This window comes from Vibrio sp. NC2, from assembly GCF_025195005.1.
GTDB classification, from domain to species: Bacteria; Pseudomonadota; Gammaproteobacteria; order Enterobacterales; family Vibrionaceae; genus Vibrio; species Vibrio splendidus.
On record NZ_JANVFC010000012.1, the window covers coordinates 1 to 23,883 of the forward strand.

The following is a 23,883-nucleotide window of genomic DNA, read 5'->3' on the forward strand; positions in this document are numbered from 1 at the left end:
CCTGACTCCGATAGAATATCGAACTCAGGCCTTGAAAGCCGCTTAACAGAAATGTCCAACTTTACGGGGTCACTTCAGTATGCGGCTTTTTGGGTTCTATGACCAACCTAAGTATCTAAGACCAGCCTAGGTATGCTGCTAGTTCTTCGGTGGTTGGTTTTTAATGAGTCCGTAAGGGATGTTACTAAACACCTTAGGGTTGCCTTCATAGGTCGGCGCTTCATTCACTTGCTGCCAATCGAGTAGCATGATTGCTAGCACGTTGCGGTGTTCACCATACTCAAGATCAAAATCACCAGTGATAGAAGGGATCATGCCTTGTTTCTCATCGATAGAAGCTTGAATCGCGAGCCGAGTTTTCTCGACAACTGGGTCATCTTCTAAACCGGCCAGTAAGAAGGTCAATCCAACCTCAGCAATCACATCCTCTTTCGCACGCAGCAGAATCGTATCGATGTTTTCTCTGAAGTAATCGTAGATCCATTGATGATCTTGCTCGCTCACTTGATGCTGATAGTACTCGGAATCGCCAAAGATGACGTGTGTCATGCCATAGAGTTTGTTGCCAAATTGCTGACTTGAAAGCTTCTTATCTTCATCGTCTGGATACGCTTTCTTGAAGGTGTCGACGAACTCATCAACGACATCTTGTTCACCTAATTGGCGCAGCCAGTAGACTTGATTGGCGAGTTGAGCCGCCCACGCTTTCACCATGTCTTCGTTGGTCACGTATCGTGAGAAGTCATAGCGACGAATGATTTCGCGCAGCTTAGCATCGTTCTTGTGCTCTAAACCGTATTCATTAGCACGAGCCATTGAGCCAAGAAGATCAACACCAAGGTAGAGATATTCCGGCATGTGCTTGGTGATGTTGTAACGTCGAACACTGCGCTCATCGTTATCGCCAACATAAGAAGCAACGCGCTTCTCTGAGTAAAGTACGATTTGTTCCATGGTATGAACGTCATTCGACAGGGTGCTGAGCTTGCTTGCCACTCGTGCCATATCACTCCATACCGCAGCAGAATATTTATCGTCTAATGTTTGGCGATACATGCGCAGCCCGTAATGACCTTCTTTGAATGCAGGCAGAGTGTAAAGCTGGCTTTCGTAGGTCGTACGAATGAGGTCTGCAGATTGTTTGAAAGATTGTTCATGAGAGTTGAGAGAATCTGCTTGGGTTTGAATACTCGGTACATTTGTCGCCAGAGCGTTCTCTTGTGCGTGAACAGCGACCGTAACTGAGGCTGATAGTAATGTGCACAGTGTAATCGTTTTTAGCTTCATGTCGTGAGGTACCAAGCTGATTAATAGTCTATGTAAAATAACATCGATGAATCCTTTAATGTAAGGTTTGAGTCAATACAATGTAAGCTTTATAAGGTTCACTAACCCTTTTTGATTAATCAATTAGTATAACCAACAGACCTGAAGTGATGAATGGCACAATATTTGATAGATAGTAGACGTTAGTATAGATTTTTAGTGACTTAGCGGCATACTGGAGCAATAAGCCAGAAATGAGCCGTTATAAGGCAGTATATAGAACAAAAGTGTTAGAGGTTCGTAAATGCCAAGTGGTTCTAGCAAGCAGTGGTCTGCTAAGGTTGTATCTTTTCTTTTTTTCCTTGCGATAGTGAGCGCGATTGAGTTCTTTCACGCCAAGCAATTAACTTTTCTTAAAAATGAATCGTATTCTGAGGGAAAAAAACAATTATCCATTATTCGTTCTCGGATCGAAGCCGCGATCGTGTCAGATATGTATATCCTCAACAATTTCTCGACCTTAGTGACCATCAACCCTGATGGCGAGGTGAAGAATTGGGACAAGATTGCTGAGAATATCATTCAAGATGGCTTCCATATTCGACTTATTGGGCTCGCCAAAGACGACATTCTAAACTTTGTTTACCCTATGGAAGGCAATGAGCAGATTCTTGGTATTAATTATCGCGATTATCCCAACCAATGGGAGTCTGTTGAGATAGCCCGTAATCTCGGTAACACTTTTATTGCTGGGCCTTTTGAATTGTTTCAAGGTGGTCAAGCCCTCATTACGCGAACTCCGATCTTTCGAGACCCACCTTTTAATCAAAACTATTGGGGGGTATCCAGTGCTGTTATTGGCTTAGATGAGCTGTTTGAAGATGTCGGAATTGGGAAAATCGAGAACAAGTACGAACTCGCAATTCGCGGTGCCAACAGTTCGGGTAAAGATGGCCCTGTTTTTTATGGCACCCAGGATGTGTTCGATAATACGTTTGCCACCGAGCAGGTGAGCTTTCCTTACGGTGGTTGGTACCTTGCTCTCTCCGGTAGTGAGCATGTATTGATGGACGTGCCTTGGTATCGAGTTCAAGCGGTAAGGCTGGTGGGTTACTCCATAATGTTAGTGCTAGCGATTGCCTTTATGACTATTTATCGCCTGTATCTAATTGCTGATAGCCGTTCTATGCATGATGAGCTCACGATGTTGCCGAATCGTCGATACTTCATGTACAGCCTCAAGCAGGCATTTAAAACCACTCAAAAGCAGAGAGCGAGAACCTTTGCGGTTGTCAATATCGATCTGGATGGGTTTAAAGCGATCAACGACACGTTTGGTCATGCGGCTGGCGATCAGGTGTTAGTTGAATGTGCCAAGCGTATAAAGAGTGAGTTGCGCGGTTCAGACATCGTGGCAAGGATAGGAGGCGATGAGTTCTTAGTTTTATTGCCACGCATCATCGATGATCAACATGTATCGTCGATTGTGGCTAAACTTCGTAAGGTGATATGTACGACACCAGTGGTCTATGAGACTCACTCAATTTATCTTCGAATCAGTGTTGGTTGGGTTATTCATAACAATAACTACGATGATGTCGATGCACTCTTGAAAGCGGCTGATGAAAAAATGTACGAACAGAAGCGGCAAGTTATGTAGGTTGAATTGGAGCTGTGATTAGAATTTAGTTGCTGAATGTGGGGAAAAGCCTCAGAATACCGCGCTTTGCTCCTTATCAATCCAATTGATGAGCGAAAGCTGTAGCAACGACTTCTTTCTGCGCGTTGCTCATACTAAATGTTATTCAACTGAGAAAATAATCTATGAGTTTTACCTCCCTGGGCCTTTCTGAACCGATCCTTAAAGCTATTGAAGCACAAGGTTACGATAAGCCATCACCAATACAAGAGAAAGCCGTACCTGCTGTCCTAACGGGCAAAGATGTTATGGCCGCTGCTCAAACAGGTACAGGTAAAACTGCAGGCTTCACGCTACCTATTCTTGAAATGCTGTCAAAAGGCCCTCGCGTACGTCAGAACCAAGTACGTGCGCTAGTGCTAACACCAACCCGTGAGCTTGCTGCGCAAGTGAATGGCAGCGTAGTGAAGTACGGTATTAACTTACCTCTTACTTCTACGGTGGTGTTTGGTGGTGTGAAAATTAACCCTCAGATGCAAAAACTGCGTAAAGGTAGTGATGTACTGGTAGCAACACCGGGTCGTCTACTTGACCTATACAACCAAAATGCTGTGCGTTTTGATCAACTAGAAATTCTAGTGCTAGATGAAGCTGACCGCATGCTAGACATGGGCTTCATTCGCGATATCCGTAAGATCTTGGCTTTTCTACCTAAGAAGCGCCAAAACCTACTGTTCTCAGCGACGTTCTCTGATGATATTCGTGGCTTGGCGAAAGGCTTAGTCAACAACCCAGTTGAAATCTCGGTAAGCCCTGCAAACTCAACGGCACCAACTGTTGAGCAAAGCATCTACCCAGTAGATAAAAAGAAAAAAAGCGCAATGCTAGCGAAGCTCATCAAAGATAATGATTGGCGACAAGTGCTTGTGTTTAGCAAAACGAAACATGGCGCAAACAAGCTTTCACACTTCCTTGACGAGCAAGGCATCTCAGCGGCGCCTATTCATGGTAACAAGAGCCAAGGCGCGCGTACTAAAGCCCTAGAGAACTTCAAAACGGGTAAGGTACGAGTATTGGTGGCGACTGATATCGCAGCGCGTGGTATCGATATTCCGCAACTGCCTCAAGTAGTGAATTTCGACCTTCCAAACGTATCAGAAGATTACGTTCACCGTATTGGTCGTACTGGCCGTGCTGGTGAAGTGGGTAAGGCAATTTCATTGGTTTGTGCTGATGAAGTGGGTGAACTGTTTGGTATCGAGCGCCTTATTCAGCAAGTGCTTGAGCGCCGTGAACTTGAAGGTTTTGCACCTGTAAACAAGTTGCCAGAATCTCGTTTGGATTCGCGTCCGATTAAGCCTAAGAAGCCGAAAAAGACACGTGAACACTCTGATGGTCAACGTTCTGGTGAGAATGCTCGCGGGCACAAACCAGCAGGTAAGAACAAGCGTCATGTTTCTGGTTCAGGTTCTGCTCCTAAGCGTAAGCCTAATGCGAACAAGCCGAACTCAGGCAACAAAGCTTCTGACAGCAACTCAACAGTTGCGGGTGATGATAAATCTTTAAGAAATAATGGCAGTAACTATAAGCGTGGTAATGCGGCAAACAAGCCTTCTACGAATAGTTCTGGTAAGCCAGCTGGTGCAGGTAAACCTAAGAAGTCTGGTTTTGGTGGCGGTAATGGCTCGAGCAAACCAGCAGGTAATAAGCCTTCACCATCTAGAAGCCGTTCTAAGCCTGCACCTCAGAAATAGTAGCTCTTTGGTAGACCGAAAGGTTGAGAAGGTAGCTTTGTAGCGGTTCAGCAACGAGAATTACTTTTTAAGAAGATTCTCGTTTATTAGCGAATTTCTGCAATTTAACTCGAATAAGCGCGAATATTGAATTTCAATGTTCGCGTTTTTTTATGGGTATTATTTGGGGAATTAGAAGTGATTTCTTGGTCGTAAAAACGACTGAATCAAGAAGAAATACGCTATTGAGAGGAAAGGTAATGATTCGTTAATGATTTATTAATAACAACATAATCACTAGCGTTTTTGTGGATCTTTGCAATTTGCAATTCCAGTTTGCAAAACAAGCAGGGATTTACGGCCAATACGTGTTCAGATGCTTAGTAAATACGTGTTTTAAAAGTTGGCACGTATGCTGCATTAGTAATGGTGACCCTTCTTAAGCCGAGGGTCACCTAGCCAACTGACGTTGTTAGTGAACCCATATTGTTCACACAAAATATATGACCAATCACCTTTATTGTGGTTGGTTTTTTTTTGCCTGAATTTTGAGTTCTACTTGTTGGTTTTACTTTTTTACTCACCACACTTCGAGTAACAGCTTGGTTGGCGAGGGCACTCTCCACCTCTGGAGCAGATAAGCCTAGCCTCTGTCTCAATCCCACGTTCAATCCAATTTATATTTAGAATCTTGGCTATTGTCGTGAGATCTTTCTTGATGTTACGTGGGATTACCACAGAGCCACCATTGTTGACGCATGACGCCTTAAGCTGCTCTGCAATATCTCTTGAATTACCGCCTTGAGCATCAATCGCTGGGTTTAAGTCTATACCAGCACACAACACACGATTGTTACCCGCAGGATCCGTCATATTGATGGATTCACAGCAATAGATTCTTGGCTCATCTCCTACATTTAAAATGGAGATCTGAGCTGAGCTACCCGCCCGAGGTTCTGATAATCGACGGAACACTGCCCAATGTTGACATGGGTCGGCGACCGTTCTCATATTCCCCCAAGGCAGTGGAATCCCGTTCCCGCGGTATACTGCCTTGAGCTTCCCCGGCCCATAAGCATCAAAGTAGTGCCAGTGAGGGTAGGGCGATACTACCGTCATTCTACGCATCGCAACAGAGGGGGAAACCCCCGCTCTCTTATGAACGTCTATTTCGTAACCAGTGCGGTCAAGCAGCTGTCTAAACGGGACTTTCGGGCACAGAAGTGCTCCTGCAAAGAAGCTGGATTCAAAGTCTCGCCACGCTTGCAGAATGTCTTGAGAGTTCAGCTGCGAAGAGCCTGAAATCTGGTTGTCATCCCATGTGTTGTTGTTACCGACCGACAACACACTCTTTAGGCCTTCTTTACTATGCAGAATGCAATGACCGATATAAACCGAGAGATCATATTTCAGACGAGTGGGGTACTCTTTGAGAATTTCGTTTAAAAAGATCGTACCGGGAGGCTCAAAGAATGAAGTAACCAGTTGCTTGGCATTGATTCCTAGCTCATCAACCACGTCCTGCGGCGTGCGCGTAACCCAGCGGATGTTAATACCAAGGGTTCTAGCGATGTCTATCAGGTCTTCTACGCTCAGGTTAAGACGTTTTAGGCCAACCTCCTCTGCGGCGCGCTCAAGGTCAGGAAAGTGGTTCTGGTTGCTTTCTTGGTGTGCCCTAATCAAGAGGTGAGCAAACTGACGGCCAGAGATCCCCGTTTGTGACAGCATTTCAGGAATCGCAATCTGCAGGATGTCGTTGGAGAAAAGAAAGCTAGGCTCGAGTGCCATGCCACTTATCCCACCACGATTCCCTTTGTCAGGTGCAATGGCTTGTTGTTCTGATTCGTCGTCGAGGAACCACGTTGGGGTCTTCTGAAAAACCTGCGCAATCACTTCCAGCATGTCGATGCTTGGCACACGCTTTCCACGTTCAATCATTGAAAGGTAAGAAACGGAAGGTGCGTATTCTGGGTTGATTCGAATACAACGCGCAGACAGATCTTCCATCGTTAAATGGTTACGTTTTCTTAGGTTACGTATTTTCGTACCTAGGAAATGAGACTGACGAACTAAACTTTTTGACAAGGCCATATTTGTAAAATTCACATTGTAAAATTTTTGTTGTGAAATTGTATGTAAAAAAGCGCTAATCTACAAACTAAGCAATTCACAAAATGACAAATAAGTTAAACGTTAGTTTGGAATAATTGCTCTAGGACACATTTTTGCTGTAGAAATCGGTGGTTATCACCGGGCTAGTCAAGAGGGAAAGACTATGAATATGCTTACATTCGATAAAACAGAAATCCAAAAACAATCAAAACCATTTATCGCTGAAGCTGTCTTTGCCGTGGAGACAATCAGTGCCAACCAGCAAACAGAGAAGCAAGTGAAAGCAAAACAGCTGCTTGATCGACTGTTCCCACTAGAGAATGGTTCACATCAAGACGTAACCAGCTACGTAGTTGATTACCGCCATATCATGGCTTACTTTAAAGATGGTCAGCACAGCGGCCTAAAGCACCCTAAACAGTTTGTAGCGTACATGGGTGAGAAGAATGACCCAGACTCTATCTTGTTCCGAGATGGCAGTGGCAGTCACTTAGAAGTGATGTTTGGGTGTCATAAAGGGACAGGGTGTATTGAATTGGTAGAGATCGATGATATTCAGTTAGAATCATGCACTACGTTCGGTCAATCGTCAGTGGAATCAACGACCACAATGCGCGAAGAGACCATTGCAGCAATGCGCCACTGGATCAGTTTGATTCAAGGTGATGCAAAGGGCAAACCAAAGGCATGCAGCGAAGATAAAGAGTTCAGAGCGAAGAGTGGTGAAGATTACTGTCTGAATTACTGCTACCAACTTTAGTCGCATGAGATAAGGTTTGGAACGCTGAAGGGTTTGAACCCAGTAAGTACTAAGCCGATACACATAGCCAACGAAAAAGCCCCAAAGATTAACGTACTAGTTAGTCTTTGGGGCTTTTTATTGTTTTTTAAATGTATATCAATTCGCGTTCACGGGTTCTCATTGAGCAGAACCAGCGGTGAAACCTTAAAGGGGCATGACTCGGTTGCGGCCAAGTGATTTCGCTTCGTAAAGTAGCTTATCAGCTCGTTCGATCAGTGATTGCGCCGACTCACCGGGCTCAAGTTCAGCGACACCAAACGATGCGGTGATACTACCGACTTGTTGACCACTGCGACGATCTTTAATAGACAGCTTTTCTAGAGAGCGTCGATTAGTATCAGCGAGCTGACGAGCAATACGCAAAGACTTGTTTGGCACGATGAGTGCGAACTCTTCACCACCAAATCGATACGCAGAAATACCCTCACGGCAACTTAACTTCAGCTTGCGAGCTATCCCTTTAAGAACCATATCGCCAAACAAGTGGCCATAGGTGTCATTGAAATTTTTAAAATGATCGATGTCGAGAAGAATCAAACACAAAGATTCTTTCGCTTCACACAAGGTTTCTATATCACGGTCGAAAGAGCGACGGTTATAGAGTGTCGTTGTACTGTCAAAGAGCGCATCTTTCTGCACTTCTACCAATTGGGTTTTAAGCTTGGAAATTTCTGATGTAGCAGAGTGCAGCTGAGAATTCAGAAACTGAGTAGAGTGACGAATATGACGAGACTCAGAAACCAACTGACGAACCAACGACATGACTTCGTCGATCGATAAACTTTCATTATCAACACGAGCCAAATCCTCGAAGCTTTGATCGATCATGTCGGAGAAAGCTGAGGTATCGGTGAGAGTATCATTCATTGAATTCGAAACTTCTGAAACTAACAGTTCTAGGTTAGCGCGAAGATCGTTGATATTGGTTTCAGATTTGCTCGCAACGTAATTGTTGTAAAGCTGTTCACCAACGGCTGGAGGACAAATACCGTAGTGTTCTAAAACACCATCCATGTCTTTAGTTAGCTGTGGGATAGCATTATCGACATAGGTGTACCAAAGTGCGTAATTTGCAGGTGTGGTAGACACTCTGTTCTTCATCATAAGAGGTACCGCTTTTTTTAGATTAGCGGTGGATTTCTGGAATTCGTCTTTTTTCATTATTTTTACTGCAGATACCAAACTAACTCAAGCCACTTGTGGACAAGGTTAGCGGATTTCGGAGGTCTTTGCTTTAAAAATTATATGATTAATAGATGAGGATTGGATAAATAACTCATTTTTATTATGAATATCGATTGCGTATTCATAAATGGTGTCTAATGGATTGTTCTTTAACCATATTTTTGGTTATTCACTATGGAACATAAGTTGAGTTTTGTATTAAAACCTTAGTTCGGGAGAGCACTGTGATCTCAGAATCGATTGGAGAAGCAACCCAGAAATTTGAATCGAGAGAGGGGGATGATGAAAATATTTATGAGCAGATACAAAAAAGCGCCGATAAAAATCAGCGCTTTAAAATTCTTTTTAGCTAAAAGCTAATTATTGAGCAACAACGTTTGCTGCTTGTAGGCCTTTTTGACCGTTTTCAACTTCGAAAGAAACCTTTTGGCCTTCTTTCAGAGTTTTGAAACCTTCTGAAGCGATTGCACGGAAGTGTACGAATACGTCAGCACCGCCGTTGTCTTGAGAAATGAAACCGAAACCTTTCTCTTCGTTAAACCATTTTACAGTGCCAGTATTTGTGTTAGACATAATTTGTCCCTTATTCATAAATTTTCTAAATTGTTGATTGCATTACTGCAATGCGCTGATAATTGAATTATTTAATGTTGCTAAGAAATAAGGAAAAACTACTTACAAAAACGGGTAACGATTTTACATGTCATTTTTTACTATTCATCTAACTTAAATAACTCCGGCTAACAGAGCGAGTGCATGTTAACACAGTCTTTCCGGTTGTACACTCATTGATTGAGAAATCAGCGAGTTTTTTTGTCATGTTGTGCTCGTTAACAAAACCACCTGAAATAGCTGATAGTTTTATAAAATCACACGCCATGACAAAGTAAAAAGGAAGCCTAAGCCTCCTTTTCATCATTAGTATAGACGATATTATCGTTTGAAGTTGATATCTTCAGTTTTATCTAAATTAATTTTTGTTTTCGCTGGTTGAGTCTCTGCGATTACCTTGCCGTGGCGGATAGAGTACTGCACTGGTACTTGGCGGCGCACGGCATCAAAGCCATCGTCAGCAGGAAGAATTAGCAGGCTTCCTGGCTTACCTTCCTCAATACCGTAGTTGTCTTGGATGTTCAATGTACGAGCTGAGTTCTTGCTGATTAAATCAAGAGAGGTGTTGATTTGGTCGTAGCCCATAACTTGTGTTACGTGCAGTCCCATGTGCAGAACTTGAAGCATATTCGCTGTACCCAGCGGGTACCATGGGTCAAACACATCATCATGGCCGAAACACACATTGATATTAGCCGCTAGCATCTCTTTAACACGAGTCACACCACGACGTTTCGGGTAGTCGTCGAAACGGCCTTGTAAGTGGATGTTCACTAACGGGTTTGCCACGAAGTTAATGCCAGACATCTTTAATAGACGGAATAGGCGAGATGCGTAAGCACCATTGTAAGAACCCATTGCTGTAGTATGGCTTGCCGTTACCTTATCACCCATGTCGAATTTGTGCGCAAGGGCTGCCAGTGTTTCAACGAAGCGAGATTGCTCGTCATCGATTTCATCACAGTGAACGTCGATCAAGCAGTCGTACTTGCGTGCAAGCTCGAACGCATAGTGCAGAGATTCAATACCGTACTCACGAGTGAATTCGAAGTGAGGGATAGCACCAATAACGTCAGCGCCGATCTTCACAGCTTCTTCAAGCAATTCTTTGCCGTTAGGGTATGAAAGAATGCCTTCCTGAGGGAATGCAACGATCTGGATGTCGACCCACTCTTTCATCTCTTCACGAACTTCAACCATTGCTCGTAACGCAACTAACGTCGGATCCGATACATCAACGTGAGTACGCACGTGTTGAACACCGTTAGCAATCTGCCATTTCAGTGTTTGTTTCGCACGAGACTTTACGTCTTCGATTGATAACAATTCTTTACGCTCAGCCCAACGCTCAATACCTTCAAACAAAGTACCAGAGATGTTCCAGTTAGGTTCGCCAGCCGTTTGCGTAGTATCTAGGTGGATATGCGGTTCACAGAAAGGAGAAACTGCAATGCCACCTTCAGCATCAAGGATGTCACCTTGATGATTGACTGGTGCGTCATTATCGAGAATGCGAGAAAATTGACCATTTTCAATCAGGATTTGTTTCAAGCCGTCTTGGTCTTGAAGCTTCGCGTTCTTGATTAATAAGGTTGTCATAGTGTGTCCTTAAGCGGCCTGAGATTTCAGAGCGTTTTTATTCAATAGAGGGTTAAGCACGAGGTAACTGATTGCACCACCAAACACGGCATTCAAAGGAACGATGCCAGGAAGGAAGTGGCCGGCGGCTACGCCTGTTGCTACCGCGATAATGCCAGCCCAGTTAACGGTTTGGAACTCTGCTTTTGCAAAATCTTTGTAACGTTTACGGTTCGCAAAGAAGTCGGCGATGATTACGCCACCAATGGGTGGAATTGCCAGCGAAAGGAAGGTTAACCAGCCGACGAAGTTGTTGTACAACCAAAGCGCGAAAATCGTACCTACGATACCGTTAATGATAGACATTGTAGTACTTGAGCGACCTGTGATGTTAGATAAACCAAGACCTGACGCATAAAGTGCGTTTTCATTGGTTGTCCAGATGTTCAAGCCTAGAACGATGATGGCTGGAAGAAGTAGTCCTTGCGCAATCATCACATCTGAAATGTCAGAGAGACCCGTCGCTGCTGCACCTGCCGCGCCAAAGATAAACATCAGTGAGTTACCGATGAAGAATGCGACCATGGTAATTAACACTGCGCTTGCTGGCTTTTTACCAAAGCGAACGAAATCGGCAGTTAACGTACCTGCACTCACGAATGAACCGACAACCATTGCTAACGCCATTGAGAAGTCCATTGGTGTCTCAGGCTTAATCAGTTGCAGTTGCTCTATGCCACCAACACTGTCTACCGCGGTCAATACTGAGTAACCACCTAGAATCGCAATCGCAGGAACCGCAATCGCTGAAAGCACCATGAGTGCTTTAATACCGAAGTACACCGTACCCGTCATCAACAAGCCTGATACAACAATCAAGGTGTTGGTATCAATGCCCGTGGCTTTTTGTACCGGAATCGCAAACATGGCAACGCCCACACCAAACCAACCGACTTGTGTACCGCCAAGTAGAGCAGAAGGAAGCCATGAGCCTTTAGTACCGAAAGAGAAACGAGCAAGGAGGTGAGTAGAGAGGCCAGTAGATGAGCCGATGTAGCCAAGAAAAGAAGTGTAAATACCGAGGATTAGGTTACCGATGAGAACGGCGAGGAAGAAATCGTTGAATGAAAGACCTGTCCCGAGTGAACCACCTGTCCACATACTTGCAGAGAAGAAAGTGAGTCCAAGCATTACCATGGTGAGTGAAGCGACTCCTTTCCTAGCCGATGTAGGAACCGGCCCAAGACTGTAGTTATTATCAGCAGCCATTTTTTACCTCCGCAAATGATCAAAATTAAATTTAACGGTCGCCGTATTGCAGGCAAACGTGCGCATTATGGTGATATAAATCACGTAGTCAATGCTAATTTTGTCAATAAAAGCGGTATGGAATCAGTTATTGAACTAAAAACAATATAAAACATAAGGTTATGTTTTGTGCTTTTTTAATTAAAATAAATAGAAAACGTTTTCTATAACGCATCAGGTATCTGTTGATCATAGTTGGCTATGAATATTGATTATTATGTTTATGAATGGGTATCTGTATATTGGGCGGACGATGTTTCTTAAATGACAGGCAAAAAAATGGCCAATCGCAATATTCGCAATTGGCCTATATATATCGTGAACAACAAAGGTTCACTAACAACGTCAGTTGGCTAGGTGACCCTCGGCTTAAGAAGGGTCAATGTATACATTGCAGTTAGTGTGCCAACTTTTAAAACGACGTAAAATGGGTGTTTTATAGCAATTTGGTGCGTATTTAAGCTGATTTTTCGCGTTTTAAAATTGCAATTTCGCAAAACGAAAATGCATTTTGCGAATATGGATGGATTGTCTAAGCTATGTAATAAGAACTATTTTGTATTTTATGCCGACAGCTAGTACTAACTCGTCTTTGTTCTTCCCCAAAAAAGCCAGCATGCTTTAAGGGCATACTGGCTTTGTATTGATTGACTTGGTACTTAAGTTAGATTGAGTAAAAGAAGTACAACTGAGATTTCATTCGAATGATAATCCCGCGTATTACGTCTAGGAAGCCCATAAAGCCAATTGGTTTCTCACCGCTTACCCAAGCTAACCCAACGGAGCCGACAGGAATATCGTAACCTTCTGCTTCGTCAATTTTTAAGCGGACAAAGTGGTGTTTGTTTTGGAGGTTTCTGCCTGTGGTAACGCGAACCTGTTCATCAATACCTAATAAGCTAGCTTGTGCCTCACCCGTCGCTTCAACAATGCCTTCTACGGTTGCAGAGAATATTTTCCCCGGGTATACCGCGGTCGAAAATTCTGCTGGCTGACCCACCTTAACATTGCGAATCGCTTGGTGATTGACTCGCATCAATACGTACTTCTCTTCGGTATACATCTGGATACGAGGCATCATTGAAACGCGTTGACCCTCACGAAGGATAAAGTTCGTTACAAAGCCGTCAGTCGGTGCCGTGACTTTGGTACTGTTCAAGTCCCATTGTGCTTGTGCCAATGTTGCTTTTGCTGAATCGACCTCAGTCTGCTTCTTGCTTACATTGGTTTCAGCTTTGTGGATGTTTAATTTCGCATTCTCGGCATCGACTTCTTTCTTGCTAAGCTGAGATTCCAATGTGGTAACGTTATACGTCGCTAAGTCTACCTTTGCTGTTTGTTGGTCGATGTCAGTTTCTGTAATCGTATGTTCTACGACACTGTTTTGTTTCTGGTAACGGTCAAGGGTCTTAGATTGCAACACTAGATCGGTCTTTGCTGACTCTATCTGTGCAATAGATGTTTTGATGTCTTCTAGCGCCGACTGATAGCTAATTTTAGCAATGCTGACTTCTTGGCGAGCGGTATCTAAAGCGACTTTTGTTGACTCAAGTTGAACGCCTGCTTTGTCTCTCGCAATCACATACTTAGTGTCATCAATTTCGTAAAGAAGTTGCCCTTCAACCACATCTTGGTTTGGGCTGATGTGAACCTTTGTGGTTTTTCCTGTGACCGCTGTTGAGTCCGGACGTAATTGAATATGTGGAGACTGAACAACCGACCCTCCAGATAGGTCCATCGGAGTAAAGTTGATTAACCCAACCCATACGAACATCAACCAAGATGTACCACCTAAGTAAGCAAACGCTTTGGTGCCTTTATTCCAAGGCATACCGACCAGTCTCAGTAAATAAATGAACAGTGCCCAAATAGCTAAACCTTCTAACATACTGGGTTCTCCTCATTTTTATCATTTTGTTCCGGCGGTACATCAGATTTTGGCGGCGCTTTCCAGGTGTCTCTCAGATTGATGATGGCTTTTTCCATATCAACAAAGGCCAAGATGACGGCGAGTACCCATACCCAGTGCCAGATAAAACCAATCCAAGTTAATGCGGTGATCAAACCGAGTTGTTGGTGCTCTTTGCTGTGAGCTTTATTGATTGGTAATTCATGCACACGCCAGAACCCGTAACATGCAGCAGCGATAGTTGCGATCAATACAACGCCTGCTACAACGTGTAGAGCGGTATCGGCGCCGGTGCCGACAAATGGGACACTCACTAAACTCATTGATAAACCCTAGGTTAAATTGAGCACAGAGTGTGATTGATATCAGATTTATAAGTTGAAAATTTACCAATTACTTTAATAATGATGCCAATATGATTTGATCAGTAATAGTGACTTCTAAGTATGGTAGCTAATGAACAATTGTAACTTCTTAAGAGCATTGGGAATTCTAGGTCTTTACCAACACGCAACGACCAATAAGTTCGTGAATGTAGAGCAATTAGGTATCCCCAAGTCGGTATTTAACAACCCGATGAGCCTTATTCCCGTTGGCGAAGTGGACAAATGGTATGGCTTGCTTGAACAGCAAACAGGCGATTCTGATATTATCTTGAAGCTTGCTGATAGGGTGGATATTGAAAGGCTAGGTCCTCTCTCGAACTGGTTTTTCTCTGGACACGATCTGGCTTCTTCTATTCGTCGAGTTAACATTGGCCTGCACTGTTTGCAGTCTGGTGCTTTTCTCTATGGCGCTCAAGTCGGTAAACTCATCAAGTGGTGTTACGACAACCCTGCGTATTCTGAGACTGGTAAAGTTCATGACTCGATTCGAGTCGCCATCTTTATGATGAAGATATTGAGACGATACTTGGGAGACGATTTTACCCCCGCAGCCGTATCTATCGCTGGTTATCGCGAAAATACTCAACTTTATCAGGAGTACTTTGGGTGCAATATTCAGTGGGGCCAACCACGGACTGAGATTTGGATACCGAGCCACTTGAGGTTGTCGATCAACCAATCACCGTCTGTCGGCAAGATGAGTTTGGCGATGAACTTCCATGACTTAGACAATTACCTCAACATGCCCGACGCCGAGGATGAGCATAAAGTGACTTATGAGATGATCAATTATAGTCGCCATTTCGGCCTGCCAACGCTACATAAAGTTTCCAGTCTACTCGGTTTATCAGAACAGCAGTTCCAACGACGATTACACAAATTGGGTGTTAACTTTTCTACCATCATGGGATACGCGTTAAGTAACGTGGCGGTGGAGCTATTGTTGTATTCAGTGCCAGTGGAAGAAGTGGCGACGAGGTTAGGTTATACCAACGTCGCGAGCTTTAATCGGATGTTTAAGAAACATCGAGGCTTGACGCCCAAGCAATATGTGGAGCGCTTAAAAACCGGACTGTGACTATGTTGCCTAACTGGCCTTCGGTTCTTGCGTTAGGCCAGATAAGTAAACCACGACCCAAGTGCTCAAAATGAAAGGGGCGGTGAGTGGTAGTAGTGACAGTTCATGAAAACCAAGTGTGATTACACAGCTTAATAGCATGCCTAATAGGGTTAACGGCCAAGGGATTCGCGGATAGAGCACAAGTGCTAAAGTGGCAAGAATGGCGTTGTACCCGTAAAGACCTTGCGCTACCAGTTCGCTAGAAGCGCCAATCAAACCGCTAAATACGGTGCTAATTATTACTGCGAGCATAATCCAAATGGCATGCTTGATATTGTTGAGTGCGATGGCAACCAAGATAACTAGCCCCGACAACGCATTTTCGATGAAGCTGACTTGGCTTATCCCTTTTAACCATGGGATCACTACTGGCGGCAGGTTGAACCACGAGTTTGCCTCAAAACTGATTATTGGTATCAATGCGGAGTTGGATGGAGAAAATGCCGATAGATCCAAGGTTGATTGGATAGCATAAATCAGCCAAGAAGTGAGGATAAAGGCGCTAGTGTAACCGCGATATTTTTTAAATCTGAATACAATGTTGGCAATCGGGACTGTGAGTACTGCGCCTAACACAGTCACTAGAACCAATAATGGTGTGACACCAAAAAAGTTACCGATAAATAAACCAATTAAAGCCCCATTTAACGCATACATACCACTATCAATATCGTAAGCTGCCTTGTTGGTGTTGGTGTTGGTGTTGGTGTTGGTGTTGGTGTAGATATAGCAACAGAAGGCTAATGCATAGCTGCAACTGGCGCCAAGCAAAGTAAGAAAAGCCAGTGCAAGTGACTCAATAGAAATGGCAAGTAATAGCAGGAGCGACGTCATAACAGACGGTGTGAAATAGACTTGCCCAATGCCATTGAGCAAGCCTTGAAATGGTTGAATATCCTTATTCGTTCTCATCGTCTGATTACATTATTTTGTCATGTTAAATTTTTGTAATTCAGATTGTATACAATTTTATTAAGTTGACCATCTTTGTGTATCAATTCTGATACCAGCGCTCACCATAGGCTTGTTGGTAATCTGGTGTTTCAATGATGCCTTCTTGCTCTGGAACCGTTTCTAAAGGCCCTACGACCGTTCGATAAGGTAATACGCCAGCCCATACTGGGATATCCATATCAGTCTTATCATCATTCACGCCATGTTTACCAATCTTCACGGAGGCTTCCGTTAAAGGTATCGCCAATAGCTCGGTTGCGGTGAGCTCTTTCTCATTACTGAGCCTCACTTCATCGGTTCTGCCCGGCGCGATTTGCTCAATAAAGATATTCAACAAGCGATCCTTTTCTTGATTGTCATCGATGACTGAAAATGACCCCAATATCACAGCAGAACGATAATGCGCGCTGTGATGAAATGCCGAACGAGCCAACACCCAACCATCGAACAAAGTGAACGTTAAGCAGGTTGGATCTCCCTTTTTTAGATCTCTCAATAAGCGACTGTTTTTGGCCCCATGAATGTAAACCATGTCATCGACTCGCCACGCGAGCATCGGGATAACCATTGGCCCTTGTTCGCCTTGCAATGCAATGTGTGCGATTAAGCTCTCATCTATGATTTGATGAAGTTTCTCTTGTTCAAATACGGCTTTATGAGCCCCTTTTTTAATCGTGGTTCTTTTCGTGTTAGATAACATAATCGCTCCTTAATCATTGCCTTTTGATTAATGTAGTGATTAACTGGTCTATTAAATAGAGCCACTTTTAAACACTATTTGGATCCAGTTATGCAGCCTATTGATGTCGGTGATCTACAGTTAGACGAACAACACGACACGCGCCAAACCGCTTTGTTTCACGCGATCAGAGAGAAGATCGTTCACGATTTATGGAGTAAGGGCAGTAAGTTACCTTCAACACGCAAGTTGGCCGTTGAGTTATCGGTGAGTCGAAATACGGTGATTTATGCGTACGAACAACTGGTTACTGAAGGCTATATCGAGAGTAAGCAAGGCTCAGGGTTTTATGTCTCAGTTGAACAACCCGAGCATTTCCTAAGTTTGTCTCAGCCGAAGTGTGTTCAGGATGCGAAGGTTAAACAAACAGTCAGTAAACCGACTACAAACATAGCGACCCCTAACGATATTAACCGCAGCTTTGCCCCCGGAGTTCCTGACTTAGATGCATTCCCTTTTGCGAAATGGCAGAGGCTGCTGCAACGTCACTCTACACGTCAGAACATTGCGGGTAATCAAGAGGTTCAGGGAAGCTTGGCCTTGAGGGAAGCATTGAGCGGATATCTTGCAAGTAGTCGCTCGGTTCACTGCAGTGCCGATAGAATTATCATCACCGCTGGTGCGCAGCAAGCCATATCAATTGGTTTGATGGCGACGTTAGCGATGGGCGACAAAATCCTTGTGGAAGAGCCGGGCTATCGACAAGTGCATAAAATTATCGATCTATTGAGGCTAGAGCTAGACGGTGTGAGTGTGCGTGAAAAGGTTGGGTTAGATATTGAAAAAGTGTTGTCCAGTAATGCTAAAGCTCTCTATGTCACGCCGAGTAATCAATACCCAATGGGCACGACCCTCAACACTGAGCAACGCCTCAAGTTGATCGATTGGGCTAACAAGCATCAGTCATGGATCATTGAAGATGACTACGACAGTGAGTTCCAGTTTGCTCATCGCCCTTATACCAGCATGCAAGGTTTGGCGGGTAAGTTAGGGTTCGATGATCGCATCATCTATGTCGGCTCTCTGAGTAAGGTGATGTTCAATGGCCTGCGATTAGGTTATTTAGTCGTGCCAGAAAGTCTGGTGGCGAAGTGTCTTGAGATTAAAGACGCGCTCACGGGAGACACGGCGTCTCATACACAAGAAGCTTTGGCGGATTTTGTTCGCGAAGGCGATTTATTGCGTCATATTAGAAAGATGCGTCGTTCATACAAACTCAAGTATGAAGCGATGATAGAAGCGATTAAAAGTGAGTTCCATGGCGATCTTGAAGTGATTAGCCAAGCGGCAGGGCTACACGTGACCGTAAAGTGGTATCAAAGCATATCTGAACAAGAGTGGAGCCGTAGAGCAGAGCTTGAAAATATCATCATTCGTCCTTTTGACTTTTATGAATATGGATCAAGTGATGCTCGTGATTGGAATGGGGCGGTGTTGGGGTTTGGAAATATTCGTTTGGCTGAGATAAAGCCGAAGATCACACAGATCGCTCGGCTTTTTTATCAGTAATATTGGTAGGGCTTGCTTACAGTTTGTCGATTCATCATTAATCGAGTTATAGCTTGTCGACAGAAACGGCTTTACCTTTACCTAGCCACTTACGCCAAGGAAGTGACAATGTCACAAAAACAGTCACTGCATAGAGCATCGACCAACTTAGGCAGATAAACACCAAGGTACAGATCACCAGTGAGAGCATGGCAATGTATCTAGATGCGTCAGTCAATAATCGGCAAGCCGCTAACATCGCAAGCAGATAAACCAGTACGAAAATACCGTTGGCGAGTTTAAGAAAGAATTCGAGATCGAGATTAGACAACTCACCAATCACACAAGAGATAAGCGCGACAAAGCCAATTGCTAAGGTTGGGTAAAGTGGTACACCACGGCTATTGAGTTGAGCCATTCTACTTTCAGGAGTGTGTTGGCGAGCCTGAGCCCATATCATGCGAGACAAGCTTTGTGTGTAAAGGTTTAGGCTAGCAAAACAAGCAAAGAAACCAAGCACACTGATGACGGTTTTGAAGCCATTACCAAACAGTTGTTCTGTTACCCACGGGATGGATGCAGCATCAAATTCAGGTGAGCCATAAGCGCCTAGCTTGATAATAACCACCGAGCAAGCCCAGTACACTATGCCCGCAACGAAACACCCTGCAATGATAGCGATGGGAAAGTCACGCTGTGGATTTTTAAATTCTTCTCCCATGTGAGCAAAGGCTTCTATCCCGACAAAGCACCAAAACATCACCGCTAAGGCTGCGCCAATCGACCACATCGAATCGGACGTCATGGTCGGAACTGCGATGTCAGCTGCTGTGATGTCGGCTTTCCAAACAAAGGCGCTAACCAAGGCAAAAATCGACAAGGCAATCACCGTTTGTAAGCGGCCAGAAGACTTACTGCCCATCAAATTGACGGCAATTAGCAGGGCTACAGTAAAGGATTGAGCGCCAAGTGGTGTGTCGAGTGGTGCTGGCAATAGTTGTTGTGCAAAACCTCCAGCCAATGCAATCGCAGCCGGAATACCGACAGGAATTACACTCACAAATAACCAAGCCACGCTGGTTTCTAATCGCTCACTGAATGCTTGACGCACAAAATAGGCCGTGCCACCTGCATTGGGGTAGCGTTTTCCTAGTGCGGCAAAGGTTAGTGCAATCGGGCAAATAGCGATAAACAGGATTAACCATGCGAGCAGTGACAACTGTCCTGCAATGCCTGCTGCGATCGCAGGGATCATAAATAAGCCAGTGCCTAGCAAGGTAGTCGAGAGTTGTCCGATTCCTGAAATAAGCGTGATTTCTTGTTTGAGTTGTGTCATTCGCTCTCCTAGCTATTGGCTTATCATATCGGCCTTCTTGTGCCTGCTTTCTGATGTTTGGGTGATGCTATGAATGAGAGCATACATTGTCGACATCAATAATACAGCTAGCGAAACGTCTTAAGACACCGTCAATTTAACGGTTTTAACTTGATTAAGCGTGAAAGTGTCGGCTGTCATAATGGCTGTTATAAGTAGGAAAGTTGTGTCAAATTAGGCGTTATAAATAGAACAATAAATGGAAAGAATCAGAAGCATGGATAAATTTGATCGCCAAATTTTGGATATTCTCAAAACCAATGCACGATGCTCAGTGAGCGATATCGCCCGAGATGTCAGTCTCTCGCGTTCGGCGGTGAATGCCAGAATCAAGAAACTGGAAAGCGACAAAGTGATTACGGGTTATTGTGCTCAAGTGGTAGAGCCCAATCAAACGAAGAATGTGTGCGCGTACATCTTGTTGAAGTTCGACATGTCGAGCAGCGACCATAGTTGTGAGTCTTACGCGACACGAATCCAGAGTATTGATGAGGTGCAATGGTGCCACTCTATTAGCGGTGAGACTGACATGATGCTTTATGTTGAAGTTGAAAGCATGGAGCGTTTGAACCAAATTCGCGATCGGCTGCAAAGCTATCCAGAGCTTCGACACCTCATGACTCATACTGTCTTGACGGAATTTTTCAACAAACAGAATGCGACGGTGCATTCATGTTAGGTAATATCAACTTAAACCTACTGCGCTCTCTGCATGTGCTTCTTGAAGAGTGTCATGTCAGTCGAACAGCTCAGCGTTTGCACATCACGCAGTCGGCGGTGAGCCGTCAACTGGCTCAGCTTAGAGATCTATGTGGCGATCCTTTGCTGGTTCGTGATGGCAACAAACTGGTTCCGACTAACCGCGCTTTGTTGCTCAAAGGCAAACTCGATGACTTGCTTGGAGAGTTCGACCACCTTTTAGACGATAAACCCTTTGAACCGCAAGACTGGCAGGGTGAACTGGTATTGTCTTCGAGTGACTATGTGGCTCAGTATATTCTTCCTGTTATTGTTGCAGAGGTGTCCGCCGAAGCCCCCAACATTAATTTGGCCTTCCGTTTGTGGCAGCCAAATTACCTTGAAGCTCTGAACGAGTCGGGTATTCATTTGGCTTCTAGTATGTTTCCCACAAAGCCAGAACATGTATCAAGCATTAAGCTTGGTGAAGATAAATCGGTGTGTTTGATGCGCAAGTCGCACCCATTGGCTCAGCAAGCGGTTTTAAGTGCAGAAGATATCGTCAGCTACTCTCACATCAAAGTGACAGGTGGCGGAGATAAAGACAGCTACGCGGACATAGCATTGAAGAAAAAAGGGCTTAAACGAAGAGTGGCTCTGCAGGTTCCGTTCTTTTCATCCGCAGGCACAGTGTTAATGCAAGATGATTATTTGATGATTGTGCCTGAACATATCGCCTATAACCTAGGTCGGCACCTCGATACTGCCTATTTTTCTTTGCCATTTGATACGGAAATGCACACCTATTGGTTAATGTGGCATCCCAAGTATGACAACGACTCTGCCCACAAATGGGCGAGAGAAAAGGCATTCCAAGCGATGCAGAAGTCGAGTTACAATATCAGTATGACTTGAAATCATAGGTGTAATGATAATCTTTGATTTCAAATAATACCTCCTGCGAATTATTGTAAGTGCTAAGTATTGAGTATTAAGCAAAGAGCGTTCCGCTGGGCGCTTTGTTTTACTAGGAATGGAATGATGACAGTAACAATTTGGTTTTCTTTATTAGCGATTTGCTTGTTGGGTGCAATGTCTCCGGGCCCAAGCTTGGCGATGATTGCAAAACACAGTCTGGCTGGTGGCCGTATGAACGGGCTTATCGCGGCTTGGTCTCACGCCGTAGGCATCGGTATTTATGCGTTCGCAACCATTGTTGGTTTAGCCGTTGTGCTTGAGCAATCCCCCACGTTGTTCAAAGGCATTAGTTTAGCGGGTGCAGCGTATCTGCTTTATCTCGGCGTGAATGCGTTGCGTTCGAAAGGTGGTGTTGCCGCGAAATTGGAAGCGGGTGAGCAGATGAGTTACATGCAGTCTGCTCGCGAGGCTTTCTTGATCTCTATCTTGAGCCCAAAAATCGCGCTGTTCTTCATCGCTCTGTTTAGCCAATTTGTTGCGTTAGGTAATGAACTGACCAATCAAGTGATTATCGTCTCAACACCGCTACTTGTAGACGGTTTATGGTACACATTTATAACCTTGGTGCTGTCTAGCCCTTTGATTGTTGAACGTATTCGTTCGAAAGCGCAGTTGATTGACCGATTGTCAGGTGTGGTGTTGATTCTGCTTGCTGTGCGTGTGGTGTGGATGATTTAGTCATCACTAGACCTTAAGATCTAAAACGGCTCACAAGAGGTTATCTTGTGAGCCGTTTTTGTTTCTACCTATCTACACGCTAAACGCTAACCGCTAACCGCTAAACGCTAACAGTTAACTGTTAAAGGAAGTTAGCCTGCTGAGTTTAGAACCGAGTCTAATTCTTTCATTGAGTCAGCAAAGTAAGGGTTATAGGTCAAACGTGCATGGTTTTTTCCATCTTCACGATATCCCCATGCTGAGTACCAAACTTCACTTGTCGCGTTGCACTGTTCTTCAAAACCTTCCTCTTGACCATTGGAGCAGATCTTCTCGCTACCATTGATTCCGTAATACGGATTGCTTGGTGAGAACAGTAAACCCATGTGAGAACCGTTCGAGATGCGTTGTTCCGGGAGTTTCATGCTGTACTGAACCGCTCGCGGATCATCGAGTGTCGTCTCACCTTGCCAGATCAACACATTGTTTGGGTTGGGCATCGATTCAGTAAACGCTTGTTGAACGAAACTGGTGTCAATCACGCTGTCGCCTTCACTCATCATAATAAACACCGGTTTATCGAAGTGCTTATCTTGTAAGTCATCACGAACGACTTCTGATGTCTCGTAGTAAACCGAGGCACCGTTCATTGGCAATGAGTTGTAACGCAACACGTTGTCTTCAGGATCTTGATCAGCCCAAGTGAAAAAGTAGCTTGCGAGCCCCGCGTATTGAACGGCAGACGAGCTTGGTTGAAACGCAGGAGAGAACAGCAGTAATCCGGAGATCTTTGGATCGTTCATCGCTTGCGAAGTGACGAGATTTGCGCCTGTTGAATAGCCGCCAAGCCACACAGAATCATACTCTTGCTCAAGCAACTTGGTATGGTGAGCGACCACACCTTGCCAATCATCTAAGCTCGGTTGCATTAGGTCACCCACACGACTACCGTGACCCGGAAGCAATACCGTTCTCACTAAGTAACCTTGCTCAGCCAAATGGGTAGCGATGTCTTTAAACGAATAGGGTGAATCACCTAATCCATGGACCAATAACACTGCCTTGCCGTTTGGTGAGGCTGGTTTGTATTCAGTCGGGGAGTTCAGTTGAATCTCAAGCTGCTTGTCTTTTGTCATGAACACGCGGTTTTTCAATAACCAATCTTGGGTGTCATTGACGTAGGCATCAAAGTTGTCTTGCTGATAGCTAGGCAAGTCTGGAGATGTTTCGTAAGCGGGTATCGATGTCTCGTTGGAACAACCAACGAGACTTAAAGTCGTTAAGGCGAGCAGCGTTAGAATGGTATTTCTATGCATTTTTTAATGTTGTCTCTGTTGTGCTTTCACTATGTTTGAAACTTAAGT

At 44.4% G+C, this 23,883-nt stretch carries 21 protein-coding genes; 9 read left to right on the forward strand and 12 right to left on the reverse strand.

Features of this window, described 5'->3' with window-relative positions:
* Positions 1-138: 138 nt before the first annotated feature.
* Positions 139-1,287: a DUF3541 domain-containing protein gene (locus NX845_RS15465; protein WP_065682300.1), complete on the reverse strand. Its 1,149-nt coding sequence runs from the start codon at positions 1,285-1,287 to the stop codon at positions 139-141.
* 283 nt (positions 1,288-1,570) lie between these two features.
* On the opposite strand from NX845_RS15465, the gene NX845_RS15470 reads away from it, so the two are divergent.
* Both NX845_RS15470 and NX845_RS15475 read left to right on the forward strand, forming a co-directional pair.
* Positions 1,571-2,926, forward strand: a complete 1,356-nt coding sequence (locus tag NX845_RS15470) for a diguanylate cyclase (RefSeq protein WP_065682301.1) — start codon at positions 1,571-1,573, stop codon at positions 2,924-2,926.
* 164 nt (positions 2,927-3,090) lie between these two features.
* On the forward strand, positions 3,091-4,659 hold the full coding sequence (locus NX845_RS15475; protein WP_065682302.1) for a DEAD/DEAH box helicase: 1,569 nt from the start codon (positions 3,091-3,093) through the stop codon (positions 4,657-4,659).
* A 555-nt stretch (positions 4,660-5,214) separates the two neighbouring features.
* On the opposite strand, the gene NX845_RS15480 is transcribed toward NX845_RS15475, so the two are convergent.
* On the reverse strand, positions 5,215-6,744 hold the full coding sequence (locus NX845_RS15480) for a DUF3612 domain-containing protein (RefSeq protein WP_017079615.1): 1,530 nt from the start codon (positions 6,742-6,744) through the stop codon (positions 5,215-5,217).
* Positions 6,745-6,913: 169 nt separating this feature from the next.
* On the opposite strand from NX845_RS15480, the gene NX845_RS15485 reads away from it, so the two are divergent.
* Positions 6,914-7,510 carry a malate synthase gene (locus NX845_RS15485; RefSeq protein ID WP_017085411.1) on the forward strand — a complete coding sequence of 199 codons (597 nt, stop codon included), beginning with the start codon at positions 6,914-6,916 and terminating at the stop codon, positions 7,508-7,510.
* A 186-nt stretch (positions 7,511-7,696) separates the two neighbouring features.
* On the opposite strand, the gene NX845_RS15490 is transcribed toward NX845_RS15485, so the two are convergent.
* Positions 7,697-8,713: a GGDEF domain-containing protein gene (locus tag NX845_RS15490; protein WP_004730002.1), complete on the reverse strand. Its 1,017-nt coding sequence runs from the start codon at positions 8,711-8,713 to the stop codon at positions 7,697-7,699.
* A 248-nt stretch (positions 8,714-8,961) separates the two neighbouring features.
* Here NX845_RS15490 and NX845_RS15495 point away from each other — a divergent pair, with 248 nt between their 5' ends.
* Positions 8,962-9,090 carry a hypothetical protein gene (locus NX845_RS15495; RefSeq protein WP_260256975.1) on the forward strand — a complete coding sequence of 43 codons (129 nt, stop codon included), beginning with the start codon at positions 8,962-8,964 and terminating at the stop codon, positions 9,088-9,090.
* Positions 9,091-9,097: 7 nt separating this feature from the next.
* Here the strand turns inward: NX845_RS15495 and NX845_RS15500 are convergent, their stop codons facing one another.
* The 5 genes from NX845_RS15500 to NX845_RS15520 all read right to left on the reverse strand — a co-directional run bounded on the left by NX845_RS15500 (position 9,098) and on the right by NX845_RS15520 (position 14,467).
* A complete protein-coding gene (locus NX845_RS15500) occupies positions 9,098-9,310 on the reverse strand; it encodes a cold-shock protein (protein ID WP_004730009.1) in 213 nt (70 codons plus the stop codon).
* A 360-nt stretch (positions 9,311-9,670) separates the two neighbouring features.
* A complete protein-coding gene (locus NX845_RS15505) occupies positions 9,671-10,948 on the reverse strand; it encodes a cytosine deaminase (RefSeq protein WP_004730011.1) in 1,278 nt (425 codons plus the stop codon).
* A gap of 9 nt (positions 10,949-10,957) precedes the next feature.
* Positions 10,958-12,196, reverse strand: coding sequence for a cytosine permease (codB, locus tag NX845_RS15510; RefSeq protein WP_065682303.1), 1,239 nt, complete (start codon positions 12,194-12,196; stop codon positions 10,958-10,960).
* 703 nt (positions 12,197-12,899) lie between these two features.
* Positions 12,900-14,123 carry an HlyD family secretion protein gene (locus tag NX845_RS15515; RefSeq protein WP_065682304.1) on the reverse strand — a complete coding sequence of 408 codons (1,224 nt, stop codon included), beginning with the start codon at positions 14,121-14,123 and terminating at the stop codon, positions 12,900-12,902.
* The gene (locus NX845_RS15520) at positions 14,117-14,467 is read right to left on the reverse strand and encodes an MFS transporter (protein WP_017082491.1); all 351 of its coding nucleotides are present in this window, start codon (positions 14,465-14,467) and stop codon (positions 14,117-14,119) included. Before NX845_RS15520 ends, NX845_RS15515 begins: the two co-directional genes overlap by 7 nt.
* Before the next feature lie 133 nt (positions 14,468-14,600).
* Between NX845_RS15520 and NX845_RS15525 the strand changes: the two genes are divergently transcribed.
* Positions 14,601-15,608, forward strand: a complete 1,008-nt coding sequence (locus tag NX845_RS15525) for an AraC family transcriptional regulator (protein WP_017079622.1) — start codon at positions 14,601-14,603, stop codon at positions 15,606-15,608.
* 9 nt (positions 15,609-15,617) lie between these two features.
* Here NX845_RS15525 and NX845_RS15530 read toward each other — a convergent pair whose 3' ends face one another.
* Both NX845_RS15530 and NX845_RS15535 read right to left on the reverse strand, forming a co-directional pair.
* On the reverse strand, positions 15,618-16,562 hold the full coding sequence (locus NX845_RS15530) for an urea transporter (RefSeq protein ID WP_260256976.1): 945 nt from the start codon (positions 16,560-16,562) through the stop codon (positions 15,618-15,620).
* Positions 16,563-16,644: 82 nt separating this feature from the next.
* Positions 16,645-17,304 (reverse strand): pyridoxamine 5'-phosphate oxidase family protein, encoded by a 660-nt coding sequence (locus tag NX845_RS15535; RefSeq protein ID WP_065682306.1) that lies wholly within the window; start codon positions 17,302-17,304, stop codon positions 16,645-16,647.
* Between the two features lie 90 nt (positions 17,305-17,394).
* Between NX845_RS15535 and NX845_RS15540 the strand changes: the two genes are divergently transcribed.
* Complete coding sequence (locus NX845_RS15540; protein WP_065682307.1) at positions 17,395-18,852, forward strand: PLP-dependent aminotransferase family protein; 1,458 nt, start codon at positions 17,395-17,397, stop codon at positions 18,850-18,852.
* A gap of 46 nt (positions 18,853-18,898) precedes the next feature.
* Here the strand turns inward: NX845_RS15540 and yjeH are convergent, their stop codons facing one another.
* Positions 18,899-20,167 carry an L-methionine/branched-chain amino acid transporter gene (gene yjeH / locus NX845_RS15545; RefSeq protein WP_017094691.1) on the reverse strand — a complete coding sequence of 423 codons (1,269 nt, stop codon included), beginning with the start codon at positions 20,165-20,167 and terminating at the stop codon, positions 18,899-18,901.
* 256 nt (positions 20,168-20,423) lie between these two features.
* On the opposite strand from yjeH, the gene NX845_RS15550 reads away from it, so the two are divergent.
* From NX845_RS15550 to NX845_RS15560, 3 genes are all read left to right on the forward strand, one after another.
* Positions 20,424-20,885 (forward strand): Lrp/AsnC family transcriptional regulator, encoded by a 462-nt coding sequence (locus NX845_RS15550; RefSeq protein ID WP_017079626.1) that lies wholly within the window; start codon positions 20,424-20,426, stop codon positions 20,883-20,885.
* The gene (locus tag NX845_RS15555) at positions 20,879-21,799 is read left to right on the forward strand and encodes a LysR family transcriptional regulator (protein WP_065682308.1); all 921 of its coding nucleotides are present in this window, start codon (positions 20,879-20,881) and stop codon (positions 21,797-21,799) included. Before NX845_RS15550 ends, NX845_RS15555 begins: the two co-directional genes overlap by 7 nt.
* 126 nt (positions 21,800-21,925) lie before the next feature.
* Positions 21,926-22,540, forward strand: coding sequence for a LysE family translocator (locus NX845_RS15560; RefSeq protein WP_004730033.1), 615 nt, complete (start codon positions 21,926-21,928; stop codon positions 22,538-22,540).
* 131 nt (positions 22,541-22,671) lie between these two features.
* On the opposite strand, the gene NX845_RS15565 is transcribed toward NX845_RS15560, so the two are convergent.
* Positions 22,672-23,835, reverse strand: a complete 1,164-nt coding sequence (locus NX845_RS15565; RefSeq protein WP_017093090.1) for a carboxylesterase — start codon at positions 23,833-23,835, stop codon at positions 22,672-22,674.
* Positions 23,836-23,883 lie beyond the last annotated feature (48 nt).